Here is a 26,460-nt window from a genome sequence, read left to right as displayed (position 1 = left end):
GATGTCCGCTCGTCATCCCGGCGGAGGCCGGGGTCCAGTGACGTTGGACTTCCAGGCGGAACGAGGCCCTGGATTCCGGCCTTCGCCGGAATGACGGGGTTTGATGACGCGGTCTGGAGTTGATCCGCGAGGGAACGCGTCGTGCACGCGAATGCTCTTTTGGTTTTGGAGGAGCATCCAAACGGTCCGGGTTATCTGCTCGTCCAAACGGTCCGGGATGTCCGCTCGTCATCCCGGCGAAGGCCGGGATCCAGTGACGTTGGACTTCCAGGCGGAACGAGGCCCTGGATTCCGGCCTTCGCCGGAATGACGGGGTTTAATGACGACGGGGTCGGGAGTTGAATCGCGAGCAGGCGCATCGTGCGCGCGAATGCTCTTTCGGTTTTGTAGGAGCATCCATACGGCCCGGGTTATCTGCTCGTCCAAACGGTCCGGGATGTCCGCTCGTCATCCCGGCGAAGGCCGGGATCCAGTGACGTTGGACTTCCAGGCGGAGCGAGACCCTGGATTCCGACCTTCGCCGGAATGACGGACCTTCGGGGTCTGGAGTTGAGCCGCGCCAGGTCGTTCGCGCACCAAGGTGCGTTCCCACGGACGCTGCCACGAAAAAGGCCGGCGATCGCTCGCCGGCCTTCCCGTCTTGCGAATCGACCCGCGTCGGCTCAGTGGTGTCCCGAGAACGGAATCAACTTGCGCAGCGTGGACGGCGCGTGCGGCCACTTGGGGTCGCTGAGGTAGGGGTGGTCGGGGTAGTTCAGCGCCAGCACCTTGCGGGTCTGCTCGGCCTGCGGCTGCTGGTTCAGCGCGAGGTAGCTGCGGGTGAGGATGGCCAGCGCGTCGCCGGTCTGCGGCGCCTGCTGGTAGTGCTCGATCACGTACTGGGCGCGGTGCGCGGAGGCGATGTAAGCCTTGTTGCGCAGGTAGAACTCGGCCACGTTGATCTCGAACTGGGCCAGCACGTTGCGCAGGTAGATCATGCGCTGGCGGGCGTCGGCGGCATAGGCGCTGTCCGGGAAGCGGCGGGTCAGCTCGGAGAAGTCGTCGAACGACTGCAGGTTGAAGCCCTGGTCGCGGCGCGACTGCGAGTCGCTGCGCGAGATGTAGCGCTCGATCATGCCGCTGGTGCGGTCGAAATTGATCAGCCCGCGCAGGTAATAGGCATAATCGACGTGCTTGTGCGTCGGATAGGTCTTGATGAAGCGGTTGATCGTCGAGTACGCGTCGTCCGGCTGGTTGTCCTTGTACTGCGAGTAGGCCAGGTCGAGCTGGGCCTGCTCGTTGTAGTCGCCGGACGGGAAGCGGGCGATCAGGCGCTGGTAGGCCTTGGTGGCCGCCGCGTAGTCGGCGTGTTCCAGCGAGTCGTGCGCGGTGGCGTAGAGCTTTTCCACCGGCATGGTGTCGATGGTGTCCTTCTTGTGGCCGAACATCGAGCAGGCGCTCATCGACACGGCGAGAGCGAGCACAATGAGTACTTTGAAGGCCGGCAGCTTGGTTACGCGCATGGGAAAGGGTTCAGATGTTTGATCGAAAAGGGATGATAGCCCAAACACGCCAGGCCCCGGGGGACGGGGCATGACCGTGATACGCCACGAGGCCGGCGTGCCGCTTGCGGCGGCAGGTCGGAGGTTCGACCAGGCTCTGGCCGAGATGTTCCCCGACTATTCGCGCTCGCGCCTCACCGCCTGGATCAAGGCCGGCGCGGCGACCCTGGACGGCCGGGTGGTGCCGCCGCGCCAGTTGCTGCGCGGCGGCGAGCAGGTGCGGCTGGAGGCCGAGCTGGAGACCGAGGTGGACAGCGCGCCGGAGGCGATCGCGCTGGACATCGTGCACGAGGACGAGCACCTGCTGGTGCTGGACAAGCCGGCCGGGCTGGTGGTCCACCCGGGCGCCGGCAACCCGGCCGGCACCGTGCTCAACGCGCTGCTGCACCACGACCCGAAGCTGGCCGAGCTGCCGCGCGGCGGCATCGTGCACCGGCTCGACAAGGACACCTCCGGGCTGATGGTGGTGGCGAAGACGCTACCCGCCATGACCGCGCTGGTGGACATGCTGTCGCGCCACGATGTGGAGCGGCAGTACGAGGCGGTGGTGCTCGGCAGCATGGTCGCCGGCGGCACCGTGGACGCGCCGATCGGCCGCCATCTGGGCGACCGCCTGCGCCAGGCCGTGCGTGACGAGGAGGACGGCCGGCATGCGGTCACCCACTACCGCCTGCGCGAGCGCTTCCGGGCGCACAGCCTGATCCAGTGCCGGCTGGAAACCGGCCGCACCCACCAGATCCGCGTGCACATGGCGCACATCCACCATCCGCTGGTGGGCGACCCGCTGTACGGCGGCGGGCTGCGCCTGCCCAAGGGCGCCACGCCGGAGCTGGCCGCCGCGCTGCGGGGGTTCCGCCGCCAGGCGCTGCATGCCGAGCGGCTCGCCTTCACGCACCCGGCGACCGGCGAGCCGGTGGCGTTCGAGGCCGCCCGGCCGGCCGACCAGCAGGCGCTGATCGAGGCCCTGCACGCCGACCTGGCCGCGAACGGTGCGGACGAGGACTGAAGACTCGGTTAGGCTTGGCGTTCCCCGCCCCTGCCGCACCGCCGTTCGCCCATGACCGATGCCTGGCTGTTCCCCGACTGGCCCGCCCCGTGCAAGGTGCACGCGGCGGTCACCACCCGGCATGGGCCGGGCGTCTCGGCGCCGCCGTACGCGCGCTTCAACCTCGGCGTGCGCAACGGCGACGCGGCGGACGCAGTGGTCAGCAACCGCGGCATCCTGCAGCAGGCGCTGAACCTGCCGAACCCGCCGCGCTGGCTGCGTCAGGTGCACGGCGACGAGGTGGCGACGCTCGGCCCGCTGCCGGGCGCCGACGAGCCGCAGGCCGACGCGGCGGTCTCGCACCTGCCCGGCACGGTGCTGGCGATCCTCACCGCCGACTGCCTGCCGGTGCTGTTCTGCAGCGCCGACGGCCACTGCATCGGCGCGGCCCATGCCGGCTGGCGCGGGCTGGCGGCCGGCGTACTGGAAGCGACGGCGGCGGCGATGCCGGCGCCGCGCGAGAGCCTGATGGCCTGGCTGGGGCCGTGCATCGGCGCGGCTTCCTACGAGGTGGGCGAGGAGGTGCGGTCGGCCTTCGTGGACCGCGATGCCGGCGCCGCCGCCTGCTTCGCGGCGACCCGCCCCGGCCACTGGCATTGCGACCTGGCCGCGCTGGCTCGGCGCCGGCTGGCCGCCAGCGGCATCGGCCAGGTCTACGGCGGCGGTTTCGACACGCTTACCGACGGGCGGTTCTACTCGTACCGCGGCGAAGGCCCGGCCAGCGGCCGCTTCGCCAGCCTGATCTGGCTGGCCTGAGCCGCCGGAGTCCGCCGGGAAGCCATACCGCCCCGCGGCGAGGTCCGGCCGCAGGCAACGCGGCCGGGTCCGCGCGGGCGTCCACGCCGGTGCGCAGCCCTCAGCAGTGCGACGGAGGCCCGTCCGGCGGCTTCTTCGGCAGGGTGATCTGGCTGGCCGCCGGCGAGGCCGGCTCGGCTATCGACGCGGGCGCAGGCGCCGCCGTCAGGGCATCGAGGAAGTCGTTGCGCCATGCGGTGATGTCGCGCGACTCCAGCACGTCCATCATGCCGCGCCAGCGCCGGCGGCGCTCCCTCAGCGGCATCTTCAGCGCGCGCTCCAGCGCGTCGGCGACCTCGGCGGTGTCGGCCGGGTTGACCAGCAGCGCGTCCTCCAGCTCGGACGCCGCGCCGGCGAAGCGCGACAGCACCAGCACGCCGGGGTCCTTCGGGTTCTGGCTGGCGACGTATTCCTTCGCCACCAGGTTCATGCCGTCGCGCAGCGGGGTCACCAGGCCGACCCGAGCGTGGCGGTAGTAGCCGGTGAGCAGGCTGTGCGGGAACGACTGGTTGACGTAGCGGATCGGCACCCAGTCCGGCGCCGCGTACATGCCGTTGATGTGCCCGGCCATGCGCTCCAGTTCGCGGCGGATCTGCCGGTATTCCGGCACCGCGCCGCGGCTGGGCGGGGCGATCTGCAGGAAGGTGATCCGGCGGTGCAGCGCGGGCGCGCGTTCGAGCAGGTGGGCGTAGGCCAGGAAGCGCTGCGCCAGTCCCTTGGAGTAGTCCAGCCGGTCCACCCCGATGAGCAGCGCGCGGCCTTCCAGGCTTTTGCGCAGCTGGCCGATCTCCTCGTACGTCTCGGCGCAGCGCGCGGCCTTCGCCACCAGCGCGGTGTCGATGCTGATCGGGAACACGCCGGCGCGGAAGCTGCGCCCGTTGGCCGCCCGCAGCCGCCCGCCGGGGCGCATCGCACCGCCGATCTCGTGCAGGAAGTAGTCCTCCAGCGCGCGCAGGTCGCGCGCGGTGTGCAGGCCGATCAGGTCGTAGCTGGCCAGCGTCTCCAGCAACTGGCGGTGCTGCGGCAGGGCGATCAGCAGCGCCGCCGCCGGCATCGGCGTGTGCAGGAAGAAACCGATGCGGTTCTTCACCCCGCGCTGGCGCAGCATCGCCGCGAGCGGGATCAGGTGGTAGTCGTGCACCCACAGGATGTCGGTGGGCCGCAGCAATTTCACCAGCCGGTCGGCGAACAGCGCGTTGACCCGCAGGTAGCCTTCCAGGTGCTTGCGCTGGTAGTCCACCAGGTCGGGGCGGTAGTGCAGCAGCGGCCACAGGGTCCGGTTGGCGAAGCCGGCGTAGAAGTCGTCGTGGTCGGCGCGCGACAGGTCGATCGTGGCGTAGTCGATCGGGCCGGCCGACAGCCGGTGCAGCTCGCCGTTGGCGGAGATCTTGCCGCTCCAGCCGAACCACAGGCCGCCGCGTTCCTGCAGCGCGGCCTGCATGGCCGAGGCGAGCCCGCCGGTGGAGGTCTGCTTCGGCTGCGCGACGCGGTTGGACACCACCACCAGGCGGCCGGGTTTCCTGGCGCTCTGGTTCACAGCGCGTCCTCCCAGCGGCGCGACAGCCGCATCGCCGCCTGGACCAGCCCGACCAGCGAGTAGGTCTGCGGGAAGTTGCCCCAGTGCTCGCCGGTGGCCGGCGCGATGTCCTCGGAGAACAGGCCCAGCGGGCTGCGCTGCGCCAGCATGTGCTCGAACATGGCGCGCGCCTGCTCGCCGCGGCCGGTCGCGGCGAGCGCCTCGATGTACCAGAACGTGCAGATGTTGAAGCTGGTTTCCGGCGCGCCGAAGTCGTCCGGCGCGATGTAGCGGAACAGGTAGTTGCCGCGGCCGAGTTCGCGGCCGATCGCGTCCACGGTGGCGATGAAGCGCGGGTCGCGCGGCTCGACGAAGCCGATGTCGGCGAGCAGCAGCAGGCTCGCGTCCAGGTGCTCGCCGTCGTAGGCGTCGACGAAGTGGCCGAGCCTGGCGTTCCACGCGCGCGCCTCGATCCGCGCGTGCAGGCGCACAGCCTCGTCGTGCCAGTGGCGCGCGCGCGCGTCCAGCCCCAGCTCGGTGGCGATGTGCGCGAGCCGGTCGCAGGCGGCCCAGCACATCGCCGCCGAATAGGTGTGCACCGCCGCGCGGCCGCGGAACTCCCACAGCCCCGCATCGGGCTGCTCGGCCATGCGCAGGGCCAGCCGGCCCATCCGCTCGAGCCGCAGGAAGGTGTTCTCGTCGCCCATGCGTTCGAGCCGGCGGTCGAAGAACAACTGCGCCGAGGCCAGCACCACCGAGCCGTAGGCGTCGTTCTGGCGCTGCCGCCAGGCGTCGTTGCCGACCCGCACCGGCCCCATGCCGCGGTAGCCGGCGAGGCCGTCGACCTGGCGTTCGTGCAGCTCGCGCTCGAAGGTGATGCCGAACACCGGGCCGATCTCGTCGTCGCCGTCGGAGACGGCCAGGTTGAACACGTAGCGGATGTATTCCTCCATGCTGCGGGTGGCGCCGAGCCGGTTCAGCGCGCGCACGGTGAACGCCGCGTCGCGCAGCCAGCAGTAGCGGTAGTCCCAGTTGCGCGCGGTGTGGGCGGCCTCGGGGATCGACGTGGTGAGCGCGGCGACGATCGCGCCGGTGGCCTCGTACTGGCACAGCTTCAGGGTGATCGCGGCGCGGATCACCGGCTCCTGCCACTCGTAGGGGATCGACAGGTAGCGCACCCAGTCGCGCCAGTATTCCAGCGTGCGGTCGAGCGTGCGGCGGAAGAACTCGGCGGGGCTTTCGCTCAGCGTCTCGTCCGGGCCGAACACGAAATGCGCCGGCCGGTCGAGCCCGAACGGCAGCGCCCGCTCGATCAGCGGCACAGCGATGTCGGTGGTCAGCCGCTGCACCACGCCGTCGAGCAGGTAGCGGATGTGGTTGCTGCCGGACGTGGTCTGCGGCGGGCGGGCGCCGTAGTCGCACAGCGGGCGCAGCAGGACGCGGATGCGCGGCGCGCCGGCCAGCGGGCGCACCTGCCGCGCCAGCAGGACGGGATGGTAGAGGCGCCCGAAGGCGCGGTGCCGCGGCGCGAAGTCGGTGACCTCGACCGCGCCGCCGTGGCGGTCGAACAGGCGGGTGACCAGCACGGCGGTATTGGCGACGTAGTGCTGCTCGGCGCGCTCGAAGTCCTGCAGCTCGATGCTCCAGTCGCCGCCGCCGTTGCGCGGCGACAGCAGCGCGCAGAAGGTGGCGTCGGCGTCGAAGCGCGGCAGGCAGCACCATACGATGCGCGCGCGGGCGTCGATCAGCGCTGCGACGCTGCCGTTGCCGACGACGCCCAGTTGCAGGCTGGCAGGGGAGGCGGGATGTCCGGGCTCAGGGCCGGATCGTGGCTTGTCCTCCGACGGATGTGGCATGGGATGGGACTCCATGGGGCAAAGCGTCAAATACGCGCGACAGCCAAGCCTGCACCGCGGCAGGCCCAGGCAATGTGAATTGGGCGAGCGTGGGCTCGCGCTGGCCGACGCGGACGCTGATGCCGCCTTCGAGGTTGGCGGTGGCGAAGGCGTGCTCGTCGGTCAGGTCGTCGCCCAGGTAGACCGGCGCGCGCCCGCTGAAAGGCGGTTGCTGCAGCAGCTCGGCCACGGCGCGGCCCTTGTCCATCCCGGCCGGCTTGAACTCCACCACCAGGTGGCCCGGCTGCAGCTCGTAGCCCGGCAGGCCAGCCGCCAGCGCGGCGGCGGCGCGCTGCAGGGCCGGCAACTGCCACGGCGCGCGGCGGCAGTGCAGGGCGATCGCCGCGTGTTTGTCCTCCAGTTGCACGCCGTCGAAGCGCGCGGCCAGCGCCTGCACCTCGCGGCGCATCCGCGCCTCGTGCGCGGGCTCGGCGGCGATCTCGCGGTGGCGGCCGTCGGCGAAGCGCAGCTCGAAGCCGTGCAGGCCGGCCATCGCCCACGGCGGCGCGCCGAACAGCCGGTCCAGCTCGTCCACGCCGCGGCCGCTGACCAGGGCCAGCGCGCCGTCCAGGGCGCCGTGCAGCGATTCCAGCAGCCGGCACAGATCAGGCTCGACCTCTACCGCCTGCGGGTCGTCGGCGAATTCGAGCAGGCAGCCGTCGACGTCGAGGAACAGCGCCCAGCGGTCGGCCGCGGTGGGCAGGGGCGGCGCGGCCAGGGCGGCGTGCCGGGGGGAAACTTTCTCGGATGACATCCGCACAAGCCTAGCAAGCCGATTGTGAAGGAGAGCTTTGACGCGTTTCCAAGAGCCTGTTCACGATCCATCCGTGATTCCAACCCCCACCTCGTCATGCCACCCTCTCCTCGTCATTCCTGCGGTTTTCAACGGCCGCAAGGCCGGTCAAGCAGGAATCCAGTGGTTGTCNTCGAAGGCCCAACGACATTGGATCCCAACTTGACCGGCCCTGCGGCCGTTGAAAGCCGCAGGAATGACGTTTCAAGGGAATGACGTTTCGAGGGGTATCCGGAGATCGTGACCACACGCTAACGCGACCAGGCGTAAGCTGCGCCGTGCGTCCGCGCCGCTTGAATCGACCCGCGCCGGCCCGCATTTCGCGGGCAGTGGCGGCATGGCCGCCGAACCTTTTCAGTGGGGACATGCCGATGCGGATGGACAAACTCACCTCGCGTTTCCAGCAGGCGCTGGCCGACGCGCAGTCGCTGGCAGTGGGCCGCGACAACAACATGCTCGAACCGGCGCACGTAATGGCGGCGCTGCTCGGCCAGCAGGGCGGCTCGACCGCGCCCTTGCTGACCCAGGCGCAGGTCAACGTGCCGCTGCTCGCCCAGCGCGTCAACGACACGCTCGAACGGTTGCCGAAGGTCAGCGGCCAGGAAGGCAACGTCAGCGTCGGCAACGACCTCAACCGCCTGCTCAACCTCACCGACAAGCTGGCGCAGCAGCGCGGCGACCAGTTCATCGCCAGCGAGCTGTTCGTGCTGGCCGCGCTGGAGGACAAGGGCGAGCTGGGCGCGGCGCTGAAGGCGGCCGGGGCGACGAAGGCGCACCTGGAGGCGGCCATCGAGAAGCTGCGCGGCGGCGAGAAGGTGCAGAGCGAGAACGCCGAGGAACAGCGCCAGGCGCTGGAAAAGTACTGCGTCGACCTCACCGCGCGCGCCGAGTCGGGCAAGCTCGATCCGGTGATCGGCCGCGACGAGGAGATCCGCCGCACCATCCAGGTGCTGCAGCGGCGCACCAAGAACAACCCGGTGCTGATCGGCGAGCCCGGCGTGGGCAAGACCGCCATCGTGGAAGGGCTGGCCCAGCGCATCGTCAAGGGCGAGGTGCCCGAGGGCCTGCGCGGCCGCCGCGTGCTGGCGCTGGACATGGGCGCGCTGATCGCCGGCGCGAAGTTCCGCGGCGAGTTCGAGGAGCGCCTGAAGGCGGTGCTCAACGACCTGGCCAAGAACGAGGGCCAGATCATCCTGTTCATCGACGAGCTGCACACCATGGTCGGCGCCGGCAAGGCCGACGGCGCGATGGACGCGGGCAACATGCTCAAGCCGGCGCTGGCGCGCGGCGAGCTGCACTGCATCGGCGCCACCACGCTGGACGAGTACCGCAAGTACATCGAGAAGGACGCCGCGCTGGAGCGCCGCTTCCAGAAGGTGTTCGTGGGCGAGCCCTCGGTGGAGGACACCATCGCGATCCTGCGCGGGCTGAAGGAGCGCTACGCCGTGCACCACGGCGTGGAGATCACCGACCCGGCCATCGTCGCCGCCGCCACGCTGTCCAACCGCTACATCACCGACCGCCAGCTGCCGGATAAGGCGATCGACCTGATGGACGAGGCGGCCTCGCGCATCCGCATGGAGATCGATTCCAAGCCGGAGGAACTGGACCGCCTGGAGCGCCGCCTGATCCAGTTGAAGATCCAGCGCGAGATGCTGAAGAAGGAAACCGACGAGGCCTCGAAGAAGCGCCTGGCCGATCTCGAGGACGAGATCGGCAAGCTGGAGCGCGAGTTCTCCGACCTCGACGAGGTCTGGAAGTCCGAGAAGGCCGCGCTGCAGGGCGCCACCAAGGTGAAGGAGCAGATCGAGCAGGCGCGGCTGGAGCTGGAGTCGGCGCAGCGCCGGCAGGACTACGCCCGCATGAGCGAGATCCAGTACGGCCGCCTGCCGGAGCTGGAGAAGCAGCTCGCCGCGGCGCAGGCTGCCGAGCAGCAGGACTTCAAGCTGGTGCAGGACAAGGTCACCGACGAAGAGATCGCCGAGGTGGTATCGCGCTGGACCGGCATCCCGGTCAGCAAGATGCTCGAGGGCGAGCGCGACAAGCTGCTGCACATGGAGGCGGCGCTGCACCAGCGCGTGGTCGGCCAGGACGAGGCGGTGCGCGCGGTGTCCGACGCGATCCGCCGCGCGCGCGCCGGGTTGTCCGATCCGAACCGGCCGTACGGCTCGTTCCTGTTCCTGGGCCCCACCGGCGTGGGCAAGACCGAGCTGTGCAAGGCGCTGGCCGAGTTCCTGTTCGACACGCAAGACGCGATGGTGCGCATCGACATGAGCGAGTTCATGGAGAAGCACTCGGTGAGCCGGCTGGTCGGTGCGCCTCCGGGCTACGTGGGCTACGAGGAGGGCGGCTACCTCACCGAGGCGGTGCGCCGCCGGCCGTACAGCGTGATCCTGCTGGACGAGGTGGAGAAGGCGCACCCGGACGTGTTCAACATCCTGCTGCAGGTGCTCGACGACGGCCGCCTCACGGACGGCCAGGGTCGCACGGTCGACTTCCGCAACACCGTCATCGTGATGACCTCCAACCTCGGCTCGCAGATGATCCAGGACGCCTCGGAAAGCGGCGCGGACGCGGAGGAGCAGTACACGCGGATGAAGGCCTCGGTGCTGGGCGTGGTGCAGGCGCACTTCCGGCCGGAGTTCATCAACCGGCTCGACGAGCTGGTGGTGTTCCGACCGCTCGACAAGACCCAGATCCGCGCCATCGCGAAGATCCAGCTGGCCTACCTGGAGAAGCGGCTGGCCGAGCGCCAGCTCCGGCTGGAGGTTAGCGACGGTGCGCTGGCGCTGCTCGGCAACGTCGGCTTCGACCCGGTCTACGGCGCGCGGCCGCTGAAGCGGGCGATCCAGCAGCAGTTGGAGAATCCGCTGGCGCGCGAGATCCTTGAAGGCCGCTTCGCGCCGGGCAGCACCGTGAAAGTGGACGCCGAAGGCGGGCACCTCGCGTTCCGCGTCGCCTGACCGGTCGCCCTGCTGTTGGACCGGCGCCCCGTCCCGATCGGCGGGGCGCCGGCCGGGTTTCCGGGATGCGATGCCGCGGCGGTCGATCCGGCGCGCGGTCGAGGTTGGCCGGCCCGTCGGAGCCCGGCTTTTCCGGGGTTCCGCCTGTACCGCACCGGCCGTCGCCAGATGCGCCCGCCGCTGCGCGTCCTCATCGACTGGATGCGCGCGGCGCGCTTTCGGATAGCCGGCTGCCGTCCGGAGCCGGCGCGGACTGCTACACTACGCCACGCCTGAGGTGATCGCCGGCATGGGCCGGCGGTTGAAACGGGAATCCGGTGACGCCGTTCCACGCAAATGGACGGCCATTCCGGAGCTGCCCCCGCAACGGTAGGCGAGTAAGACGGACCGCAACGAAGCCACTGTGCCCACCGGCATGGGAAGGCGCGGCCCGGGAAGATCGGAGGATCTTCGCTCGCGAGCCCGGAGACCGGCCTCGAGGCACGACCTGACATGCGGTGGGCGATGTCATGGAGCCGCTGCGAGCGCAGCCCGGCGCCATGCCTCCTTCCGCCTGTCCCGATGCCATCGACGACCGCGCGGGCAGGCGCGGCCAAGGAGTTTGCAGTGCACGTCCGTTCCCTTTTCCTCCGCCGGTCGCTCCTGGCGGCCACGCTGTCCGCGGCCGTCGCCGCGCCGGCCTTCGCGGACGAGTCCGCCACCGACCTCAGCGGCGTGGTGGTCACCGCCACGCGCACCGCGCAGACCCAGGACCAGACCCTGGCCGCGATCACCGTGATCGACCGCGCCGAGATCGAGCGCCTGCAGCCGTCCTCGCTGCCCGACCTGCTGCGCGGCACGCCGGGCATGGCGCTGTCCAACAACGGCGGCCCGGGCAAGTCCACCTCGATGTTCCTGCGCGGCGCCGAGTCCGACCACGTGCTGGTGCTGGTCGACGGCATCAAGCTCGGCTCGGCCACCGCCGGCAGCACCTCGATCCAGGACATCCCGGTCGAGCAGATCGAGCGCATCGAGATCGTGCGCGGCCCGTTCTCCAGCCTGTACGGCTCCGAGGCGATCGGCGGCGTGATCCAGATCTTCACCCGCCGGCCGGAAGGCAGCTTCGTGCCGAGCTTCAGCGTCGGCGCCGGCAGCTACGGCCGCTTCACCGGCTCGGCCGGCGTGGCAGGGCGCGGCAAGAACGGCTGGTACTCGCTGGAGGCCTCGCACGACCAGACCCGCGGCATCAATGCCTGCCGCGTCGGCGCGGCGGCCGCCTTCGCCGGCTGCTTCGTCGACCAGCCGGACAAGGACGGCTACCGCAACAACGCGCTGTCGCTGCAGGGCGGCTACCGCTTCAACGAAGCCTGGGACGCCGACGCGCGCGTGTTCCGCGCCGAGGGCCACAACGAATACGACGGCAGCGTCAACAACTCGTCCGACACCGTGTCGCAGATCGCCGGCGGCCGCCTGCGCTATCGGCCGGGCAAGGACCTCGGCTTCACCCTGAGCCTGGGCCAGAGCGCCGACCTGGCCACCAACTACTACAACAACGCCTATTCCAGCCGCTTCGACACGCACCGCGAACTCGGTTCGCTGCAGGCGGACATCGGCGCCGGCGGCGGCCTGTACAGCCTCGGCTACGACTGGCAGCACGACAAGGTCGACAGCAACACCGACTTCGAGCGCAACCGCCGGGTCAACCGCGGCCTGTTCGGCCAGTGGCAGCAGAGCTTCGGCGCGCATTCGCTGCAGGCCAGCGTGCGCCGCGACGAGGACAGCCAGTTCGGCGGCAAGAACACCGGTAGCGTGCTGTGGGGCTGGGACTTCACCAAGGCGCTGCGGCTCACCGCCAGCTACGGCACCGCCTTCAAGACGCCGACCTTCAACGAGCTGTACTACCCCGGCTACGGCAACCCCGGGCTGAAGCCGGAAAGCTCGCGCAGCGTCGAGCTGGGCCTGCGCGGCACGCACGACTGGGGCCACTGGTCGCTGAACGCCTACCAGAACCGGATCGACCACCTGATCGCCTACGACGCCTCGATCGGCCTGCCCGGCAACGTCGACCGCGCGCGCATCCGCGGCGCGGAGCTGTCGGCCGATACCGAGCTGGCCGGCTGGATCGTGCGCGGCAGCGCCACCTGGCTTGACCCGCGCAACGACGGCGCCAGCAGCAGCCACGGCAACATCCTGCCGCGACGTGCGCGGCAGAGCGGGCGGATCGATCTGGACCGCCGCTTTGGCGCGTTCAGTGCGGGCGGCAGCTGGTACGTGGCCGGGCGCCGCTACGACGACCTGGCCAACCGGCATCCGCTGGGCGGCTACGCCACCACCGACCTGCGCGTGGCCTATGCGTTCGCGCAGGACTGGAAGCTGCAACTGGCCGTCAACAACGTGTTCGACAAGCGCTACGAGACGGCGTGGTACTACAACCAGCCGGGCCGCAACACGATGCTGACCCTGCGCTACCAGCCGGCGCGCTGAGCGCCGGCCGCCGCCACCGCCACGGGATGCCACGATGAAACCCATACCCCTGCGCTACGCCGCCCTGTCGTCCGCCGCCCTCGCGGTGCTGATGGTCGCCACCCGCTTCAAGCACTTCGGCGATGCGCTGCATCTGCCGGACGCGTCGATGGCGGTGTTCTTCCTCGGCGGGCTGTACCTGCGCCGGCACCTGGCGTTCGTGCTGTTCGTGGCGCTGGCGGTTCTGCTGGACTGGGTCTCGATCGCATATGCCGGGGTCAGCGATTTCTGCGTGACCGCGGCGTATGCGTTCCTGCCGCTGGCCTATGCGGTGCTGTGGTACGCCGGCCGCGGCTATGCGGGCCGGCTGCAGGCCACGCCGCTGGCGCTGGCCGGCGCATTCGGCGTGGCGGTGCCGGCGGCGGCGCTGTCGTTCGCGGTATCCAACGGCGCGTTCTACTGGCTCGGCGGCCGCTACGCCGAGCCGCACGTCGCCGAGTACGCGGCGCGCCTGTGGCAGTGGGGGCCGCTGTTCGTGCGCACCACGCTGGGCTACGTCGCGGCGGCGCTGCTGCTGCATGGACTGCTGGCGTGGGCATTGCGCCCGCGCGCCGCCGCAAGCCATTCCCGAGGCCGATGAAGGAGCCGATCATGCCGAACCGTTCGTTGCCGCTCGCCGGGTTCCGCCCGCAACTCGCCGCCGCCCTCGCGCTGGCCCTGCTGATGCTGTGCACGCGCGGCCAGCACTTCGCCACCGTGCACGCGCTGCCCAGCGCGTCGTGGGCGGTGTTCTTCCTGGCCGGCGCGCTGGTGCGCACGCGCTGGCTGTTCGTACTGCTGTTCGCGCTGGCGTCGCTGCTGGATTTCGGCAGCTATGCGCTGGGCACGATCAGCGACTGGTGCCTGAGCCCGGCGTACTGGGCGCTGGTGCCGGCCTACGGCTCGTTGTGGCTGGCCGGGCGGCTGTACGCGCGGCTGTACCGCGGGCAATGGTCGGACGTGGCGCGGCTGGCGCCGGTGCTGGCGGTGGCCGCCTTCGTTGCCTACCTGATTTCCGGCGGCGGCTACTACGCGTTCTCCGGCCACTACCAACCGACCTTCGCCGGCTTCCTGCCGCGCATCGCGACCTACTACCCGCGCGCGCTGGGCACGCTGGCCGGCTATGCCGGCGTGGCGTTCGCCGTGCTCGCGCTGCTGCGCCTGCTGCCCGCGCAGCGGCTGTCGTCGCAGGCACGCGCATGAGCGCGCGCGACGCCATGACGCCGGAGGAGCGCCACCGCGAGCGCATGCAGCGCAAGAAGGAACTGGTCGACCGCAAGATCGCCCGCGCCACCATCGACCGCGGCGTGCTGGTGGTGAACACCGGCAACGGCAAGGGCAAGAGCTCGTCGGGCTTCGGCATGCTGGCGCGCTCGCTCGGCCACGGCTTCAGGTGCGGCGTGGTGCAGTTCATCAAGGGCAGCTTCTCCACCGGCGAGGAGGCGTTCTTCCGCCGTTTCGAGGGCGACGGGCTGGACTACCACGTGATGGGCGAAGGCTTCACCTGGGAAACCCAGGACAAGGCGCGCGACGTCGCCGCCGCGCAGGCGGCCTGGCAGGTCGCCGCCGCCATGCTGGCGGACGAGCGCTACGACTTCGTGCTGCTGGACGAGCTCAACATCGCGCTGGTGAAGCAGTACGTGGCGCTGGAGCAGGTGCTGGAAGCGGTGGCCGCGCGGCCGCCGCGGCAGCACGTGGTGATCACCGGCCGCGGCGCGCCGGACGCCCTGGTGGCGGTGGCCGACACGGTGACCGAGATGCGCGTGGTCAAGCACGCGTTCGAGGCCGGCATCAAGGCGCAGCAGGGCATCGAGCTGTGAACGCGCCGCGCCGCTGCCCCGCGTTGCTGGTGTCGGCGCCGGCCTCGGGGCAGGGCAAGACCAGCGTCACCGCGGCGCTGGCGCGCTGGCACGCGCGGCAGGGCCGGCGCGTGCGGGTGTTCAAGAGCGGGCCGGATTTCCTCGACCCGATGGTGCTGGAGCGCGCCGCCGGTGCGCCGGCCTACCAGCTCGACCTGTGGATGTGCGGCGAGGCGGACGTGCGCGCGCGGCTGTACGAGGCGGCCGGCGCGGCCGAGCTGATCCTGGTCGAGGGCGTGATGGGGCTGTTCGACGGCGAGCCGTCCAGCGCCGACCTGGCGCAGCGGTTCGGCCTGCCGGTGCTGGCGGTGATCGACGGCTCGGCGATGGCGCAGACCTTCGGCGCGCTGGCCTGCGGCCTGGCCCGCTACCGCGACGGGCTGGCCGTGCACGGCGTGGCCGCCAACCGCATCGGCAGCGCCTACCACGCGCAATTGCTGCGCGGGAGCCTGCCGCCGCAACTGCACTGGCTCGGCGCGCTGCCGCGCGATGCCGCGCTGGCCTTGCCGGAGCGCCATCTCGGGCTGGTCGCGGCCGACGAGCTGGACGACATCGACGCGCGCCTCGATGCGCTGGCCGATGCCTGGTCGCTGCACGCCGACACCGCGCTGCCGCCGGCCGCAACGTTCGCCGCCGACCGTCACCCCGGCGAAAGCCGGGGCCCAGCGCCTTCGCCGGCGGCCGCGGAAGGTCATCCGGCCCAGGGCTCCGCCGGGACGGTGCCACGACTGCTGGCCGGCCGCCGCATCGCGGTCGCGCGCGATGCGGCGTTCTGCTTCCTCTACCCGGCCAATCTCGACCTGTTGCGCGAGGCCGGCGCGGAGATCGCCTTTTTCTCGCCGCTGGCCGGCGAGCCATTGCCGGACTGCGACGCCGCATGGTTGCCGGGCGGCTACCCCGAACTGCACCTGGCCGCGCTGTCGCAGCGCACCGACCTGCACGCCGCGCTGCGCGCGCACCGCGACGCCGGCAAGCCGCTGCTGGCCGAATGCGGCGGCCTGTTGTTCGCGCTGGACACGCTGGCCGACCGCGACGGCAACCGGGCCGCGATGGCCGGCCTGCTGCCCGGCAGCGCGGCGCTGCAGCCGTGGCTTGCCGCGCTGGGCCTGCAAGGCGTGGAGCTGCCGGAAGGCGCGCTGCGCGGGCATACCTTCCACTACGCGCAGGCGCGGATCGACGCCGCGCCGCTGGCACAGGCGACCAACCCGAACGGCGGGCCGAGCAGCGAGGCGGTGTACCGCGAGCGGCGCTTCACCGCCAGCTTCGTGCATTTCTATTTCCCGTCGAACCCGGCCGCCGCGCTGAGGCTGTTCCTGCCGTGAGCGCGCGGCTAGCTTCGGCTGCGATCCGCCATGCCGGCGACAGGCATGCGGCGTGCGCACGAATGTTTTTCATGCCGGAACTGCTTGCTTCGCGTCCTGGCGAAATGGTTCGCGGTCCCGCAGAGGCGTTTTCCGGCGTGCCGGACTTCTTCCGTACGACCCGATTGTCGCGGCCGGAGCCAATCGCGCAAGCGAGGCCGGCATGACCGCCGCGCTCGCCATGCTGGCGGCCGTACTGCTGGATGCCCTGTTGGGCGAACCGCGCCGCGCGCATCCGCTGGTGGCGTTCGGCCGCCTGGCCGGCCGGATCGAGATGCGCCTGCATGCGGATCGCCGCGGCGCGGGCGTGCTGGCGTGGAGCCTCGCCGTGCTGCCGCCGGTGCTGCTGCTGGCGGCCGTGCAGGCGATCTGCCCGGCATGGTTGTCGTGGAGCGGCTCGGCCGTGGTGCTGTATCTCGCGCTGGGCCTGCGCAGCCTGGGCGAGCATGCGCGGCCGGTGGCGGCGGCGCTGGCCGCGGGCGACCTCGAACGCGCCCGCGCCGCGGTGGGCCGGATGGTCAGCCGCGACACCGCGGCGCTCGACGCCACCCAGGTGGCCGCGGCGGCGACCGAGTCGGTGCTGGAGAACGGCAACGACGCGGTGTTCGGCGCGCTGTTCTGGTTCGCCGTGCTGGGCGCGCCGGGCGCGCTGCTGTTCCGGCTGGCGAACACGCTGGATGCGATGTGGGGCTACCGCACGCCGCGCTACGAACGCTTCGGCTGGGCGGCGGCGCGCCTCGACGATGCGTTGAACTTCATTCCCGCGCGGCTTGCCGCGTTCACCTATGCGCTGTTCGGCCACTTCGGCCGGGCGCTGCATTGCTGGCGCACGCAGGCGCCGCAATGGGACAGCCCGAACGCCGGACCGGCGATGGCGGCGGGTGCCGGCGCGCTCGGCGTCGAGCTGGGCGGCGCGGCGCCGTATCACGGCGTGTGGGAGGCGCGGCCGCGGCTGGGGACGGGCGATCCGCCGGACGCGGCGACGATCGATCGCGCCTGGCGGCTGGTGCGCAACGGCGTGGCCGGCTGGCTGATAGCGGCGCTGGCGTTCGGCCTCGCGTTGCTGGGAGGCGCGCATGCTTGAGCACGGCGGCCGCCTACGGCGCGCGGCGCGCGAATACGGCATCGCGCCGGCCGACTGGCTCGACCTCTCGACCGGGGTCAGCCCGTTCGGCTGGCCGGTGCCGCCGGTGCCCGCGTCGGCATGGCAGCGGCTGCCCGAGGACGACGACGGCCTGCTCGAAGCGGCGCGCGACTGCTACGGCGCGCCGGCGCTGCTGCCGGTGGCCGGCTCGCAGGCGGCGATCCAGGCATTGCCCCTGCTGCGCGGCGCCTCGCGCGTGGGCATCCTCGCGCCGGGCTATGCCGAGCACGCGCAGGCGTGGCGGCGCGCCGGCCATGAGGTCGAGCTGCGCGGCAGCGAGGCGCTGTTCGCCGCGGCCGCGTGCTACGACGTGATCGTGCTGATCCATCCGAACAATCCCACCGGCGAGCGTTTCGACGCGGATGCGTTGCTGTCGCTGCATGCGGCGCTGGCGTCGCGCGGCGGCTGGCTGGTGCTCGACGAGGCGTTCATCGATGCGACGCCGGAGCACAGCCTGTGCGCGTTCGCCGACCGCGAGGGCCTGATCGTGTTGCGTTCGGCGGGCAAGTTCTTCGGCCTCGCCGGCGCGCGCGCCGGCTTCGTCTGCGCCGCGCCGGCGCTGCTCGACGCGCTGCGCGAGCGGCTCGGCCCGTGGACGCTGGCCGGCCCGAGCCGCCATGCGCTGCGCCAGGCGCTGGCCGACCGGGCGTGGCAGGCGCGCGCGCGCGCGCGGCTGCCGGCGTGCGGCGAACGGCTGGCCGCGCTGCTGGCGCGGCACGGGCTGGCGCCGTCCGGCGGCTGCGCACTGTTCCAGTGGTGCCGCCGCGACGATGCCGCGGCGCTGCATCGCGCGCTGGCGTCGCGCGGCATCCTCACCCGCCTGTTCGATGCGCCGGCCAGCCTGCGCTTCGGCCTGCCCGGCGACGATGCGGCATTCGCGCGCCTCGACGCGGCACTGGCCGAAATCCGGCCGTCGTCCCCTGGAGAGAGGGGCGCGCGCGAGGCGCCGCCCGCCAGCGTTGCGGCGCCTTCGTCCCGCACGCGGGAAACCGCCGCGCGGGTGCTGATGGTGCAAGGCTGCACCTCCGACGCGGGCAAGAGCACCCTGGTCGCGGCACTGTGCCGCTGGCTGCATCGGCAGGGCGTGCGGGTGGCGCCGTTCAAGCCGCAGAACATGGCGCTGAACTCGGCGGTCACCGCCGACGGCGGCGAGATCGGCCGCGCGCAGGCGGTGCAGGCGCAGGCCTGCGGGCTGGCACCGCATACCGATTTCAACCCGGTGCTGCTCAAGCCCAACAGCGACACCGGCGCGCAGGTGATCGTGCACGGCCACGCGATCGGCAACATGGACGCGGTGGGCTACCACGCCTACAAGCGCGTGGCGATGGACGCGGTGCTGGCCTCGCACCGGCGGCTGTGCGCGCGGTACGAGGCCGTGGTGGTCGAGGGCGCCGGCAGCCCGGCGGAGATCAACCTGCGCGAGCGCGACATCGCCAACATGGGCTACGCCGAAGCGGTGGACTGCCCGGTGCTGCTGGTCGCCGACATCGACCGCGGCGGCGTGTTCGCGCACCTGGTCGGTACGCTGGCCCTGCTGTCGGACAGCGAACGCGCGCGCGTGGCCGGCTTCGTCATCAACCGTTTCCGCGGCGACCTGGCGCTGCTGCAGCCGGGGCTGGACTGGCTGGAACGCGAGACCGGCAAGCCGGTGCTCGGCGTGCTGCCCTACCTGCACGGACTGCACCTGGAGGCCGAGGACGCGCTGCCGCGCGAACGCGCCGACGCGGCCGCCGGGCAACTGCGGGTGACCGTGCCCGCGCTGCCGCGGATCAGCAACCACACCGACTTCGACGCGCTGCGCGCGCATCCGCAGGTGGCGCTGCGCTTCGTCGGCCCGGGCGAGCCGTGGCCGGACGGCGACCTGGTCGTGCTGCCCGGCTCCAAGTCCACCCGCGCCGACCTCGCCTGGCTGCGCGCGCAGGGCTGGGACGCGGCGATCGCTCGCCACCTGCGCTACGGCGGCAAGGTGGTGGGCATCTGCGGCGGCCTGCAGATGCTCGGCACGGCCGTGCACGACCCGCTGGGCATCGAAGGCGAGCCGGGTTCCAGCGAAGGGCTGGGCTGGCTCGAACTGGAGACCGCGCTGGAGCCGGGCAAACAGTTGCGCAGCGCGCACGGCCGGCTGGCCTTCGCCGACGCCGCCGTGCGCGGCTACGAAATCCACTGCGGCATCAGCCGCGGCGCGGCGCTGGAGCGGCCGGCGTGCCTGCTCGACGACGGCCGCGCCGACGGCGCGGTGTCCGCCGACGGCCGGGTGCTGGGCAGCTACCTGCACGGCCTGTTCGACCATCCGGATGCGCTGGCCGCGCTGCTGCGCTGGGCCGGCCTGCGCGACGCCGCGCCGCTGGACGTGCACGCGCTGCGCGAGACCAGCCTCGAGCGGCTGGCCGATATGGTCGGGCGGCACCTGGACGGCGCACGATTGCGCGGCCTTCTTCTGGAAACGCCTCGGGAGCGCACATGCATACCCTGATCCTCGGCGGCGCCCGCTCGGGCAAGAGCGCGCTGGCCGAACGCCTGGCGCGGGACGGCGGCCGCGACGTGGTCTACGTCGCCACGGCGCAGCCCGGCGACGGCGAGATGGCCGCACGCATCGCGCACCACCGCGCGCGCCGGCCGGCGGCCTGGGCCTGCGTGGAGGAGCCGCTGGCGCTCGCCGATGCGCTGCGCGCGCATGCCCGCGCCGACCGCTGTGTGCTGGTCGATTGCCTGACCCTATGGCTGAGCAACCTGCTCGGCGACGCCGACCCGGCGCGCTTCGCGCGCGAGCGCGCGGCCCTGCTCGATGCGCTGCCCGCGCTGCCCGGCGAGGTGTTGCTGGTGAGCAACGAGGTGGGCCTGGGCGTGGTGCCGCTGGGCGAACTGAGCCGGCGCTTCGTCGATGAGGCCGGCCGCCTGCACCAATCCCTGGCCGCGCAGTGCGAGCGCGTGGTCTTCGTGGCGGCCGGGCTGCCGCTGGCAATGAAAGGAACCCTGGCATGACCGATTGGCTGGACCATCCCTGTGCGGCGCCCGATGCCGCGGCCGCGGCGGCGGCGCGCGCGCGCCAGGCGCAGTTGACCAAGCCGCCCGGTTCGCTCGGCGCGCTGGAGACGGTGGCCGTGCAACTGGCCGCGATGCAGCGGACGGAGAGGCCCGGCGCCGAGCGCGTGTGGATCAGCGTGTTCGCCGCCGACCACGGCGTCGCCGCCGAGGGCGTGTCGGCGTTTCCGCAGGCGGTCACCGGCGAGATGGTGCGCAACTTCGCCGGCGGCGGCGCGGCGATCAGCGTGCTGGCGCGCGCGCTCGGCGCCACGCTGGAAGTGGTGAACCTGGGCACGGTCAACGATCCGGGCGAGATCCCCGGCGTGCGCCGCGCGGTGATCGCGCCGGCCACCGCCAACTTCTGCATCGAGCCGGCGATGACCGCACCGCAACTGGCCGCCGCGCTGGCTGCCGGCGCGGACAGCGCGCGTGCCGCGAAAGAAGCCGGCGCGCAGGTGTTCGTCGGCGGCGAGATGGGCATCGCCAACACCACCGCGGCCACCGCACTGGCCTGCGCGCTGCTGGGCGAGTCGCCGCAGGCGCTGGCCGGCGCGGGCACCGGCCTGGACGCGGCCGGCATCGCGCGCAAGCGCGCGGTGGTCGACCACGCGCTGGCGCGGCATGCCGACGCCGGCACGCCGCTGGAGCAGTTGCGCTGCCTGGGCGGCTTCGAGCTGGCCGCGCTGGCCGGCGCCTGCGTGGCGTGCGCGCAGGGTGGCGTGCCGTTCCTGGTGGACGGCTTCATCGCCACCGCGGCGGCGCTGGCGGCGGTGCGGATCAACCCGGGCGTGCGCGACTGGCTGCTGTTCGCGCACCGCTCGCAGGAGCGCGGCCATGCGCGCCTGCTCGAAGCGATGCGCGCCGAGCCGCTGCTCGACCTGGGCCTGCGCCTGGGCGAGGCCAGCGGTGCGGCGACGGCGGTGCCGCTGCTGCGGCTGGCCTGCGCGCTGCACGACGGCATGGCGACCTTCGAACAGGCCGGGGTGTCCGCCGCATGAGCGGGTCGATCACCCTGCTGCGCCACGGCGACACCAACCAGCGCAGCTATCGCGGGCAACTGGACGACCCGCTGAGCGAGCTGGGCTGGACGCAGTTGCGCGCGGCGGTGGCGGGGCAGACGTGGGATGCGGTGGTGTCCTCGCCGCTGCAGCGCTGCGCCGCGTTCGCGCGCGAGCTGGCGGCGGCGCGCGGCTGGCCGCTGCGGCTGGAGCCGCGCCTGGCCGAATACCACTTCGGCGACTGGCAGGGCGTGCCGATCGAGACGCTGGCGGACGAGCAGGGCGAGGCGCTGGGCCGTTTCTGGGCCGACCCGGTGGCGCATCCGCCGCCGGGCGCGGAACCGTTCGCCGCCTTCCACGCGCGGCTGTGCGCGGCGCTCGACGCGGTCGCCGCCGAGGCGGCCGGGCGGCGCGTGCTGGTGGTGACCCACGGCGGCGCGATCCGCCTGCTGCGCTGCCAGGCCGAGCGGCGCGGCTTCGGCGACATGGCGGGCATCGAGGTGCCGCACGCCTCGCTGCATCCGCTGGACTGGCCCGGCCTGCATGCCGGCGTCTCGCCGGGAGCGGCGGCCTGATGCGCGGCCTGCTGGTCGCGCTCGGCTTCCTCACCCGGCTGCCGGTGCCGCCGCGCGCGTTCGACGACGCGCAGGCGCGCACGGCTTCGCTGGCGTGGTATCCGCTGGTCGGCGCGATCCTCGGGCTGCTGCTGTGGGGGCTGGCCGCGTTGCTGCACGGGACGCCGCCATTATTGTCGGCGGCCTTGCTGCTGCTGGGCTGGGTGGCGCTGACCGGTGCGCTGCACCTGGACGGCCTGGCCGACAGCGCGGACGCCTGGATCGGCGGCCTGGGCGACCGCGAGCGCACCCTGGCGATCATGAAGGATCCGCGTTGCGGGCCGGCCGGCGTGGTCGCGCTGGTCGTGTTGCTGCTGCTGAAATTCGCCGCGCTGGCGAGCCTCCCACCCGCCCATGGCGCCGCGCTGCTGCTGGCGCCGCTGCTGGCGCGGATGGCGCTGACCGGGGCGTTCCTGTGGCTGCCCTACGTGCGCAGCGGCGGGCTGGGTTCCGCCTTGGCGGGGGCGTCCCGGAGCGCTTGCCTGACGTCGGTCGCGCTCGGTGCGGCGGCGTGCCTGCCGTTTGGCTGGCGCGGCCTGCTCGCGCTGCTGCTCGCGGCAATCGTGTTCGCGCTGTGGCGTCGCGCCTGCCTGTGCCGCCTCGGCGGCTTCACCGGCGACACCGCCGGCGCGCTGGCCGAAATGATCGAGGCGGCCGTGCTGGTCGGGCTGGCGCTGGCCGGCTGAAGCCTCGCGCCGCGGCGGCCCGGTTCGCCGCGGCGCGATCGCCCGCTTACCAGCGGTACGCCACCTTGCCGTACACGTAGGCGCCGTTGAAGCCGAACGGCGAGAACACCGTGTAGGGCAGGGTGCCGTTGGTGTCGTTGGCCGCGATTACCTTGTCCGGGTAGGTATTGAACACGTTGTCCGCGCCCACGGTGAAGTTCCAGCGGTCGAGGTGGTAGCTCACCGCCAGGTCGAGCAGCCACTTGGCGTCGAACTTCTGGTCGAGCGAGGGGTTGGTGGGGTTGTAGGAGGTGAAGTTGCCGTAGCGGGTCAGCGTGCCGTCGATGCCCCAGCGGCCGATGCTGTAGAGGCTGTTGATCACCAGCTTGTTGCGCGGCGTGCTGTCGGCGAGCAGGCCGTACTGGTCGCGCCGGTCCACGCGCTTGAGGTTGAGCCCCAGCGAATCGAGGATCGCCGGGTTGGCCTTCACCTTGGTCACTTCGTTCTTGTTGTAGTTGAAGCCCACCGAACTCTGCAGGGTGCCTTCCTCGCCCATGTCGTACAGATAGCTGGCGACGAAATCGACGCCGCGCGTGCGCGTGTTCACCGCGTTGGTGAAGTAGGCGATGCCGCTGTAGTTGGCGTCGGTGACGCCGTTGGCGGCAAGGTAGTCGTGCACGGCCGGCGAGTTGGTGGCCAGGTTGCTGGACAGGGTGATGCGGTTGTCGATCCTGATCTGGTACAGGTCGAGGCTGAGGTCGAAGCCGTCGGCCGGTGTCCACACCGCGCCCAGGGTGTAGTTGCGCGACTTCTCCGGCTTCAGCGGTTGGCCGCCGAGCAGCCTGCCGACCGTGCTGGTGGAGCCGACCAGGCCGGTGTCGTAGATGCCCGCCGGCAGGTTCAGCGAGTTGTCGGCACCGTAGTACAGCGAGGACGTGTACGAGTAGAACTGCTGCGCCAGCGACGGCGCGCGGAAGCCGGTGGAGGCGCTGCCGCGCAAGGCAAAGCGGTCGGTGAAGTCGAAGCGGCCGGCCAGCGAGCCGGAGGTGGTCTTGCCGAAGTCCGAGTAGTCCTCGTGGCGCACCGCCGCCGACGCGCCGAAGCGATCGGTGAGGTTGGTCTCCAGGCTCAGGTACTCGGCCACGTCGTGCCGGGCGTGCGCGCCGGCGTTGGCCGGCAGGTAGCCGCCGAAGCCCTGCGCGCCGCCGGACTTGCCGGAGGTGCCGGTGTAGTACGAGGGCAGGTCGCCCGCGGTGATCTTGTAGGTCTGGCGCAGGTACTCCGCGCCGAACGCAAGGGTGACCGGGTTGGGCAGCCAGCTCACCGCGAGGTCCTTGGCGATGTCCACGTCGAACGCCTGCTGGGCGGCGGACAGGATGCCGTCGTGGAAGCGCGTCGGGGTGGTGCCGAAGTCGTTGAGGTAGGCGCGGTTGAGGCTGTTGAAGGTGGCGTAGGAGACGCGGTTGCCGCCGTAGTTGCCGCTGACGTCCCAGCGCCAGCCTCCCTCGGTCTTGCCGCGGATGCCAAGCACCAGCGAGCGGTCGGTGGACTGCGCGTTCTCCAGCGGCAGGTAGCCGTTGGGATACAGCGACGGCACCGAGTTGGCGTTGCCGAGGTTGCGGAAGAACGCCGGCGACACGCTGTCGCGCTTGCCGTAGTGGCCGGAGGCGTACAGCTCCACGTTCGGGGCGAGGTCGTACTGGCCGTTGAGCAGCAGGTTGTGGTCGGTCACCTCGGGGTCGCCGTAGCGCTGGGTGGTGCCTTCCTGCGGGCGCGTGCGGTTGGGACCGGCGCGGTTGGTGTAGTCCTGGTGGCCGTCCTGCAGGGTGAAGCGCAGCCAGCCCGCGTCGCCCAGCGGGATGCCGGCGTTCGCCGAGCCCTGCCACTGGCGGCCGTCGCCGGCCGAGTACTGGCCGCCGGTGACTTCCACCGAGCCGCCCTGCGCGCCTTTCTTAAGCACGATGTTGATCACGCCGGCGATGGCGTCGGAGCCGTACTGCGCCGAGGCGCCGTCGCGCAGCACCTCGATGTGGTCGATCGCCGCCATCGGGATGGTGTTGAGGTCGACCGCCTGCGAGCCGCGGCCGAGCACGCCGTTGGTGAGGATGATCGCGCCGGGGTGCCAGCGCTTGCCGTCCACCAGCACCAGCACCTGGTCCGGCGACAGGCCGCGCAACTGGGCCGGGCGCTGCGAGTCGGCGGTGTCCGCGGCGGCGGGGCGCGGGAAGGTCAGCGAGGGGATCACCCGCGCCAGCGCGGTGGTCAGCTCGCTGGTGCCGGTCTGCTGCAATACCTTGGCCGAGACGACGTCGACCGGCGTGAGCGAGCTGCTCTCGGTGCGGTTGTCGGCGCGGGTGCCGGTGACGATGACGGTGTCGAGCTTCTTGGCCTTGGCGGGCGCGGGCGGCGCGGCGTCCTGCGCGGCGGCGGCGCTGGCGGCCAGCGCCAGCAGCAGGGCGGCGGAGAGGCGTGCGGGGGCGGGGAGGACGGTGCGCTTGGTCATGTTCTGCTTCCTTATCGTGCGAATGCTGCACTGCAGTAGGTGCAGGCTAGTGCCTGGCGGTGGTGCCCGTCAATGGACGTATAGACGTCCATATGAATTCGCGCCGCTTCCCGGCGGCCCTGGGTGCGGGCGCGCGGGTGTCGCGTTCATGCAGGCTACTCCGCGGGAAAGGGCGCGCCAATGCGCCTGCGGCACGTTGAAATATGCGCGCGCTGCCCGATAATGCCCGGCTGCCGGCCGGATTGCAGGCCGTACGGAGTGCCACATGCCCATCTACGAATTCGAGTGCAGCGGTTGCGGCCATCGCTTCGACCGCCTGCAGAAGCTCAGCGATCCCGATCCTTCCGCCTGCCCGAGCTGCGCGGCGGCGTCGGTGCAGCGCCGGCTCAGCGCGCCGTCGTTCCGGCTGGCCGGCAGCGGCTGGTACGAGACCGACTTCAAGAAGGACGGCGACAAGAAGCGCAACCTGGCCGACGGCGGCGAGGCGGGCAAGGCCGCCGCGGAAAAGCCGGCGGCGACCGCCGCCGCGGGCGCGAAGACGGAAGCCGCGCCGGCCCCCAAGGCGACCGGCGAAGCCTGAGGCGGCGCCAGGCTGAATCGTCGCGTAGGAGCCTGCGGCCGCCGTATTCCCTTGCGATCGGCTTGCATGCAAGCTGCGGGTCGTTCGCGCCGCCGGCGCGCCTTGAAGGAGAGTGGCGAATGCGTGGAATGACCCTACTGGCAGGCATGGCGTTCGGCCTTGCAGGCGTCCTGTCGCTGGGGCTGGTCCCCGTGACCGCCCAGGCGCAGCGCAACGGGCCGATCACCTGCGGCAGCGTCAACGGCCGCCAGGCCGTGTGCGAGACCGGCTGGCGCGATGCGGAGCTGATCCACCAGGACTCCGACACCCGCTGCGTGCGCGGGCAGAACTGGGGCGTGGACCGCGGCACGATCTGGGTGGACCGCGGCTGCCGCGGCCAGTTCGTCGCGGCCGGCCGCGGCGGCGACTGGCACGGCGACCGCGACCGCCCGGGGCCCGGCGGCTGGAACCCGGGCCCGGGCTGGGATCGCGACATCCGCCTGCAGTGCGGCAGCGTGAACAACCGCTACCGCTTCTGCCAGGTGGACATCGGCCGCCGCGGCCGCGTGAACCTGGTGCGCCGGGAGTCGGACGCGCGCTGCGAGGAAGGCTACAGCTGGGGCTACAACCGCGCCGGCGTGTGGGTGGACAAGGGTTGCCGCGCGCAGTTCGTGGTCAACCGCCGCGGCTGATGCGCCGCCACG

21 protein-coding genes, 1 pseudogene and 1 riboswitch are annotated in these 26,460 nt (G+C 71.8%); of the genes and pseudogenes, 17 read left to right on the top strand and 5 right to left on the bottom strand.

Annotation, left to right across the window (positions count from 1 at the left end; all coding sequences use genetic code 11):
- Window positions 1–662 precede the first annotated feature (662 nt).
- The gene (locus tag ASG87_RS18370; RefSeq protein WP_056008647.1) at window positions 663–1,502 is read right to left on the bottom strand and encodes an outer membrane protein assembly factor BamD; all 840 of its coding nucleotides are present in this window, start codon (window positions 1,500–1,502) and stop codon (window positions 663–665) included.
- Between the two features lie 70 nt (window positions 1,503–1,572).
- On the opposite strand from ASG87_RS18370, the gene rluD reads away from it, so the two are divergent.
- Both rluD and pgeF read left to right on the top strand, forming a co-directional pair.
- Window positions 1,573–2,547: a 23S rRNA pseudouridine(1911/1915/1917) synthase RluD gene (gene rluD / locus ASG87_RS18365; RefSeq protein ID WP_056008644.1), complete on the top strand. Its 975-nt coding sequence runs from the start codon at window positions 1,573–1,575 to the stop codon at window positions 2,545–2,547.
- A 51-nt stretch (window positions 2,548–2,598) separates the two neighbouring features.
- Entirely contained in the window at window positions 2,599–3,342 is a 744-nt protein-coding gene (gene pgeF, locus ASG87_RS18360) for a peptidoglycan editing factor PgeF (RefSeq protein ID WP_056008640.1), read from the top strand.
- A gap of 100 nt (window positions 3,343–3,442) precedes the next feature.
- On the opposite strand, the gene otsA is transcribed toward pgeF, so the two are convergent.
- From otsA to otsB, 3 genes are read right to left on the bottom strand one after another with little or no spacing between them, the layout of a single operon-like run.
- On the bottom strand, window positions 3,443–4,918 hold the full coding sequence (otsA, locus tag ASG87_RS18355; RefSeq protein WP_056008638.1) for an alpha,alpha-trehalose-phosphate synthase (UDP-forming): 1,476 nt from the start codon (window positions 4,916–4,918) through the stop codon (window positions 3,443–3,445).
- A complete protein-coding gene (locus ASG87_RS18350) occupies window positions 4,915–6,753 on the bottom strand; it encodes a glycoside hydrolase family 15 protein (protein WP_082583069.1) in 1,839 nt (612 codons plus the stop codon). The genes otsA and ASG87_RS18350 overlap by 4 nt, the downstream gene beginning before the upstream one ends.
- Window positions 6,713–7,546 (bottom strand): trehalose-phosphatase, encoded by an 834-nt coding sequence (otsB, locus tag ASG87_RS18345; protein ID WP_056008637.1) that lies wholly within the window; start codon window positions 7,544–7,546, stop codon window positions 6,713–6,715. The genes ASG87_RS18350 and otsB overlap by 41 nt, the downstream gene beginning before the upstream one ends.
- 410 nt (window positions 7,547–7,956) lie before the next feature.
- Between otsB and clpB the strand changes: the two genes are divergently transcribed.
- The 13 genes and pseudogenes from clpB (at window position 7,957) to ASG87_RS18285 (ending at window position 22,715) form a co-directional block, all read left to right on the top strand.
- Window positions 7,957–10,548 (top strand): ATP-dependent chaperone ClpB, encoded by a 2,592-nt coding sequence (gene clpB, locus ASG87_RS18340; RefSeq protein ID WP_056009148.1) that lies wholly within the window; start codon window positions 7,957–7,959, stop codon window positions 10,546–10,548.
- 258 nt (window positions 10,549–10,806) lie between these two features.
- Window positions 10,807–11,041, top strand: a riboswitch (cobalamin riboswitch).
- 68 nt (window positions 11,042–11,109) lie between these two features.
- Complete coding sequence (btuB, locus tag ASG87_RS18335; RefSeq protein WP_056008635.1) at window positions 11,110–13,011, top strand: TonB-dependent vitamin B12 receptor; 1,902 nt, start codon at window positions 11,110–11,112, stop codon at window positions 13,009–13,011.
- 34 nt (window positions 13,012–13,045) lie between these two features.
- The gene (locus ASG87_RS18330) at window positions 13,046–13,630 is read left to right on the top strand and encodes a hypothetical protein (RefSeq protein WP_056008633.1); all 585 of its coding nucleotides are present in this window, start codon (window positions 13,046–13,048) and stop codon (window positions 13,628–13,630) included.
- An 11-nt stretch (window positions 13,631–13,641) separates the two neighbouring features.
- Window positions 13,642–14,232, top strand: coding sequence for a hypothetical protein (locus ASG87_RS18325; protein ID WP_056009146.1), 591 nt, complete (start codon window positions 13,642–13,644; stop codon window positions 14,230–14,232).
- A 14-nt stretch (window positions 14,233–14,246) separates the two neighbouring features.
- Window positions 14,247–14,849, top strand: a complete 603-nt coding sequence (gene cobO / locus ASG87_RS18320; RefSeq protein ID WP_056009143.1) for a cob(I)yrinic acid a,c-diamide adenosyltransferase — start codon at window positions 14,247–14,249, stop codon at window positions 14,847–14,849.
- Window positions 14,846–16,210, top strand: coding sequence for a cobyrinate a,c-diamide synthase (locus tag ASG87_RS18315; protein ID WP_056008630.1), 1,365 nt, complete (start codon window positions 14,846–14,848; stop codon window positions 16,208–16,210). Before cobO ends, ASG87_RS18315 begins: the two co-directional genes overlap by 4 nt.
- A 202-nt stretch (window positions 16,211–16,412) precedes the next feature.
- Window positions 16,413–17,333 (top strand): adenosylcobinamide-phosphate synthase CbiB, encoded by a 921-nt coding sequence (cbiB, locus tag ASG87_RS18310; RefSeq protein WP_056008628.1) that lies wholly within the window; start codon window positions 16,413–16,415, stop codon window positions 17,331–17,333.
- A pseudogene (gene cobD / locus ASG87_RS20695) lies at window positions 17,326–18,300 on the top strand (threonine-phosphate decarboxylase CobD); the annotation flags it as partial. The gene cbiB and the pseudogene cobD, both read left to right, overlap by 8 nt.
- A gap of 99 nt (window positions 18,301–18,399) precedes the next feature.
- Window positions 18,400–19,866: a cobyric acid synthase gene (locus ASG87_RS20690; RefSeq protein ID WP_056009140.1), complete on the top strand. Its 1,467-nt coding sequence runs from the start codon at window positions 18,400–18,402 to the stop codon at window positions 19,864–19,866.
- Window positions 19,854–20,375, top strand: a complete 522-nt coding sequence (cobU, locus tag ASG87_RS18300; RefSeq protein ID WP_056008625.1) for a bifunctional adenosylcobinamide kinase/adenosylcobinamide-phosphate guanylyltransferase — start codon at window positions 19,854–19,856, stop codon at window positions 20,373–20,375. Before ASG87_RS20690 ends, cobU begins: the two co-directional genes overlap by 13 nt.
- Window positions 20,372–21,415, top strand: a complete 1,044-nt coding sequence (gene cobT, locus ASG87_RS18295) for a nicotinate-nucleotide--dimethylbenzimidazole phosphoribosyltransferase (protein WP_056008622.1) — start codon at window positions 20,372–20,374, stop codon at window positions 21,413–21,415. Before cobU ends, cobT begins: the two co-directional genes overlap by 4 nt.
- Window positions 21,412–21,990, top strand: coding sequence for a histidine phosphatase family protein (locus tag ASG87_RS18290; RefSeq protein ID WP_056008619.1), 579 nt, complete (start codon window positions 21,412–21,414; stop codon window positions 21,988–21,990). Before cobT ends, ASG87_RS18290 begins: the two co-directional genes overlap by 4 nt.
- Window positions 21,987–22,715 carry an adenosylcobinamide-GDP ribazoletransferase gene (locus ASG87_RS18285; protein ID WP_056009137.1) on the top strand — a complete coding sequence of 243 codons (729 nt, stop codon included), beginning with the start codon at window positions 21,987–21,989 and terminating at the stop codon, window positions 22,713–22,715. The genes ASG87_RS18290 and ASG87_RS18285 overlap by 4 nt, the downstream gene beginning before the upstream one ends.
- Before the next feature lie 46 nt (window positions 22,716–22,761).
- Here the strand turns inward: ASG87_RS18285 and ASG87_RS18280 are convergent, their stop codons facing one another.
- Window positions 22,762–25,197 carry a TonB-dependent receptor gene (locus ASG87_RS18280; protein ID WP_056008616.1) on the bottom strand — a complete coding sequence of 812 codons (2,436 nt, stop codon included), beginning with the start codon at window positions 25,195–25,197 and terminating at the stop codon, window positions 22,762–22,764.
- Window positions 25,198–25,462: 265 nt separating this feature from the next.
- Between ASG87_RS18280 and ASG87_RS18275 the strand changes: the two genes are divergently transcribed.
- The gene (locus ASG87_RS18275; protein WP_056008613.1) at window positions 25,463–25,777 is read left to right on the top strand and encodes a zinc ribbon domain-containing protein; all 315 of its coding nucleotides are present in this window, start codon (window positions 25,463–25,465) and stop codon (window positions 25,775–25,777) included.
- A gap of 128 nt (window positions 25,778–25,905) precedes the next feature.
- Complete coding sequence (locus tag ASG87_RS18270; RefSeq protein ID WP_056008610.1) at window positions 25,906–26,448, top strand: DUF3011 domain-containing protein; 543 nt, start codon at window positions 25,906–25,908, stop codon at window positions 26,446–26,448.
- Window positions 26,449–26,460: the final 12 nt, after the last annotated feature.

It is taken from the genome of Frateuria sp. Soil773 (assembly GCF_001428405.1).
In the GTDB taxonomy this organism is placed as follows: domain Bacteria; phylum Pseudomonadota; class Gammaproteobacteria; order Xanthomonadales; family Rhodanobacteraceae; genus LMSL01.
This window is presented reverse-complemented; position numbering and strand designations above follow the sequence as displayed.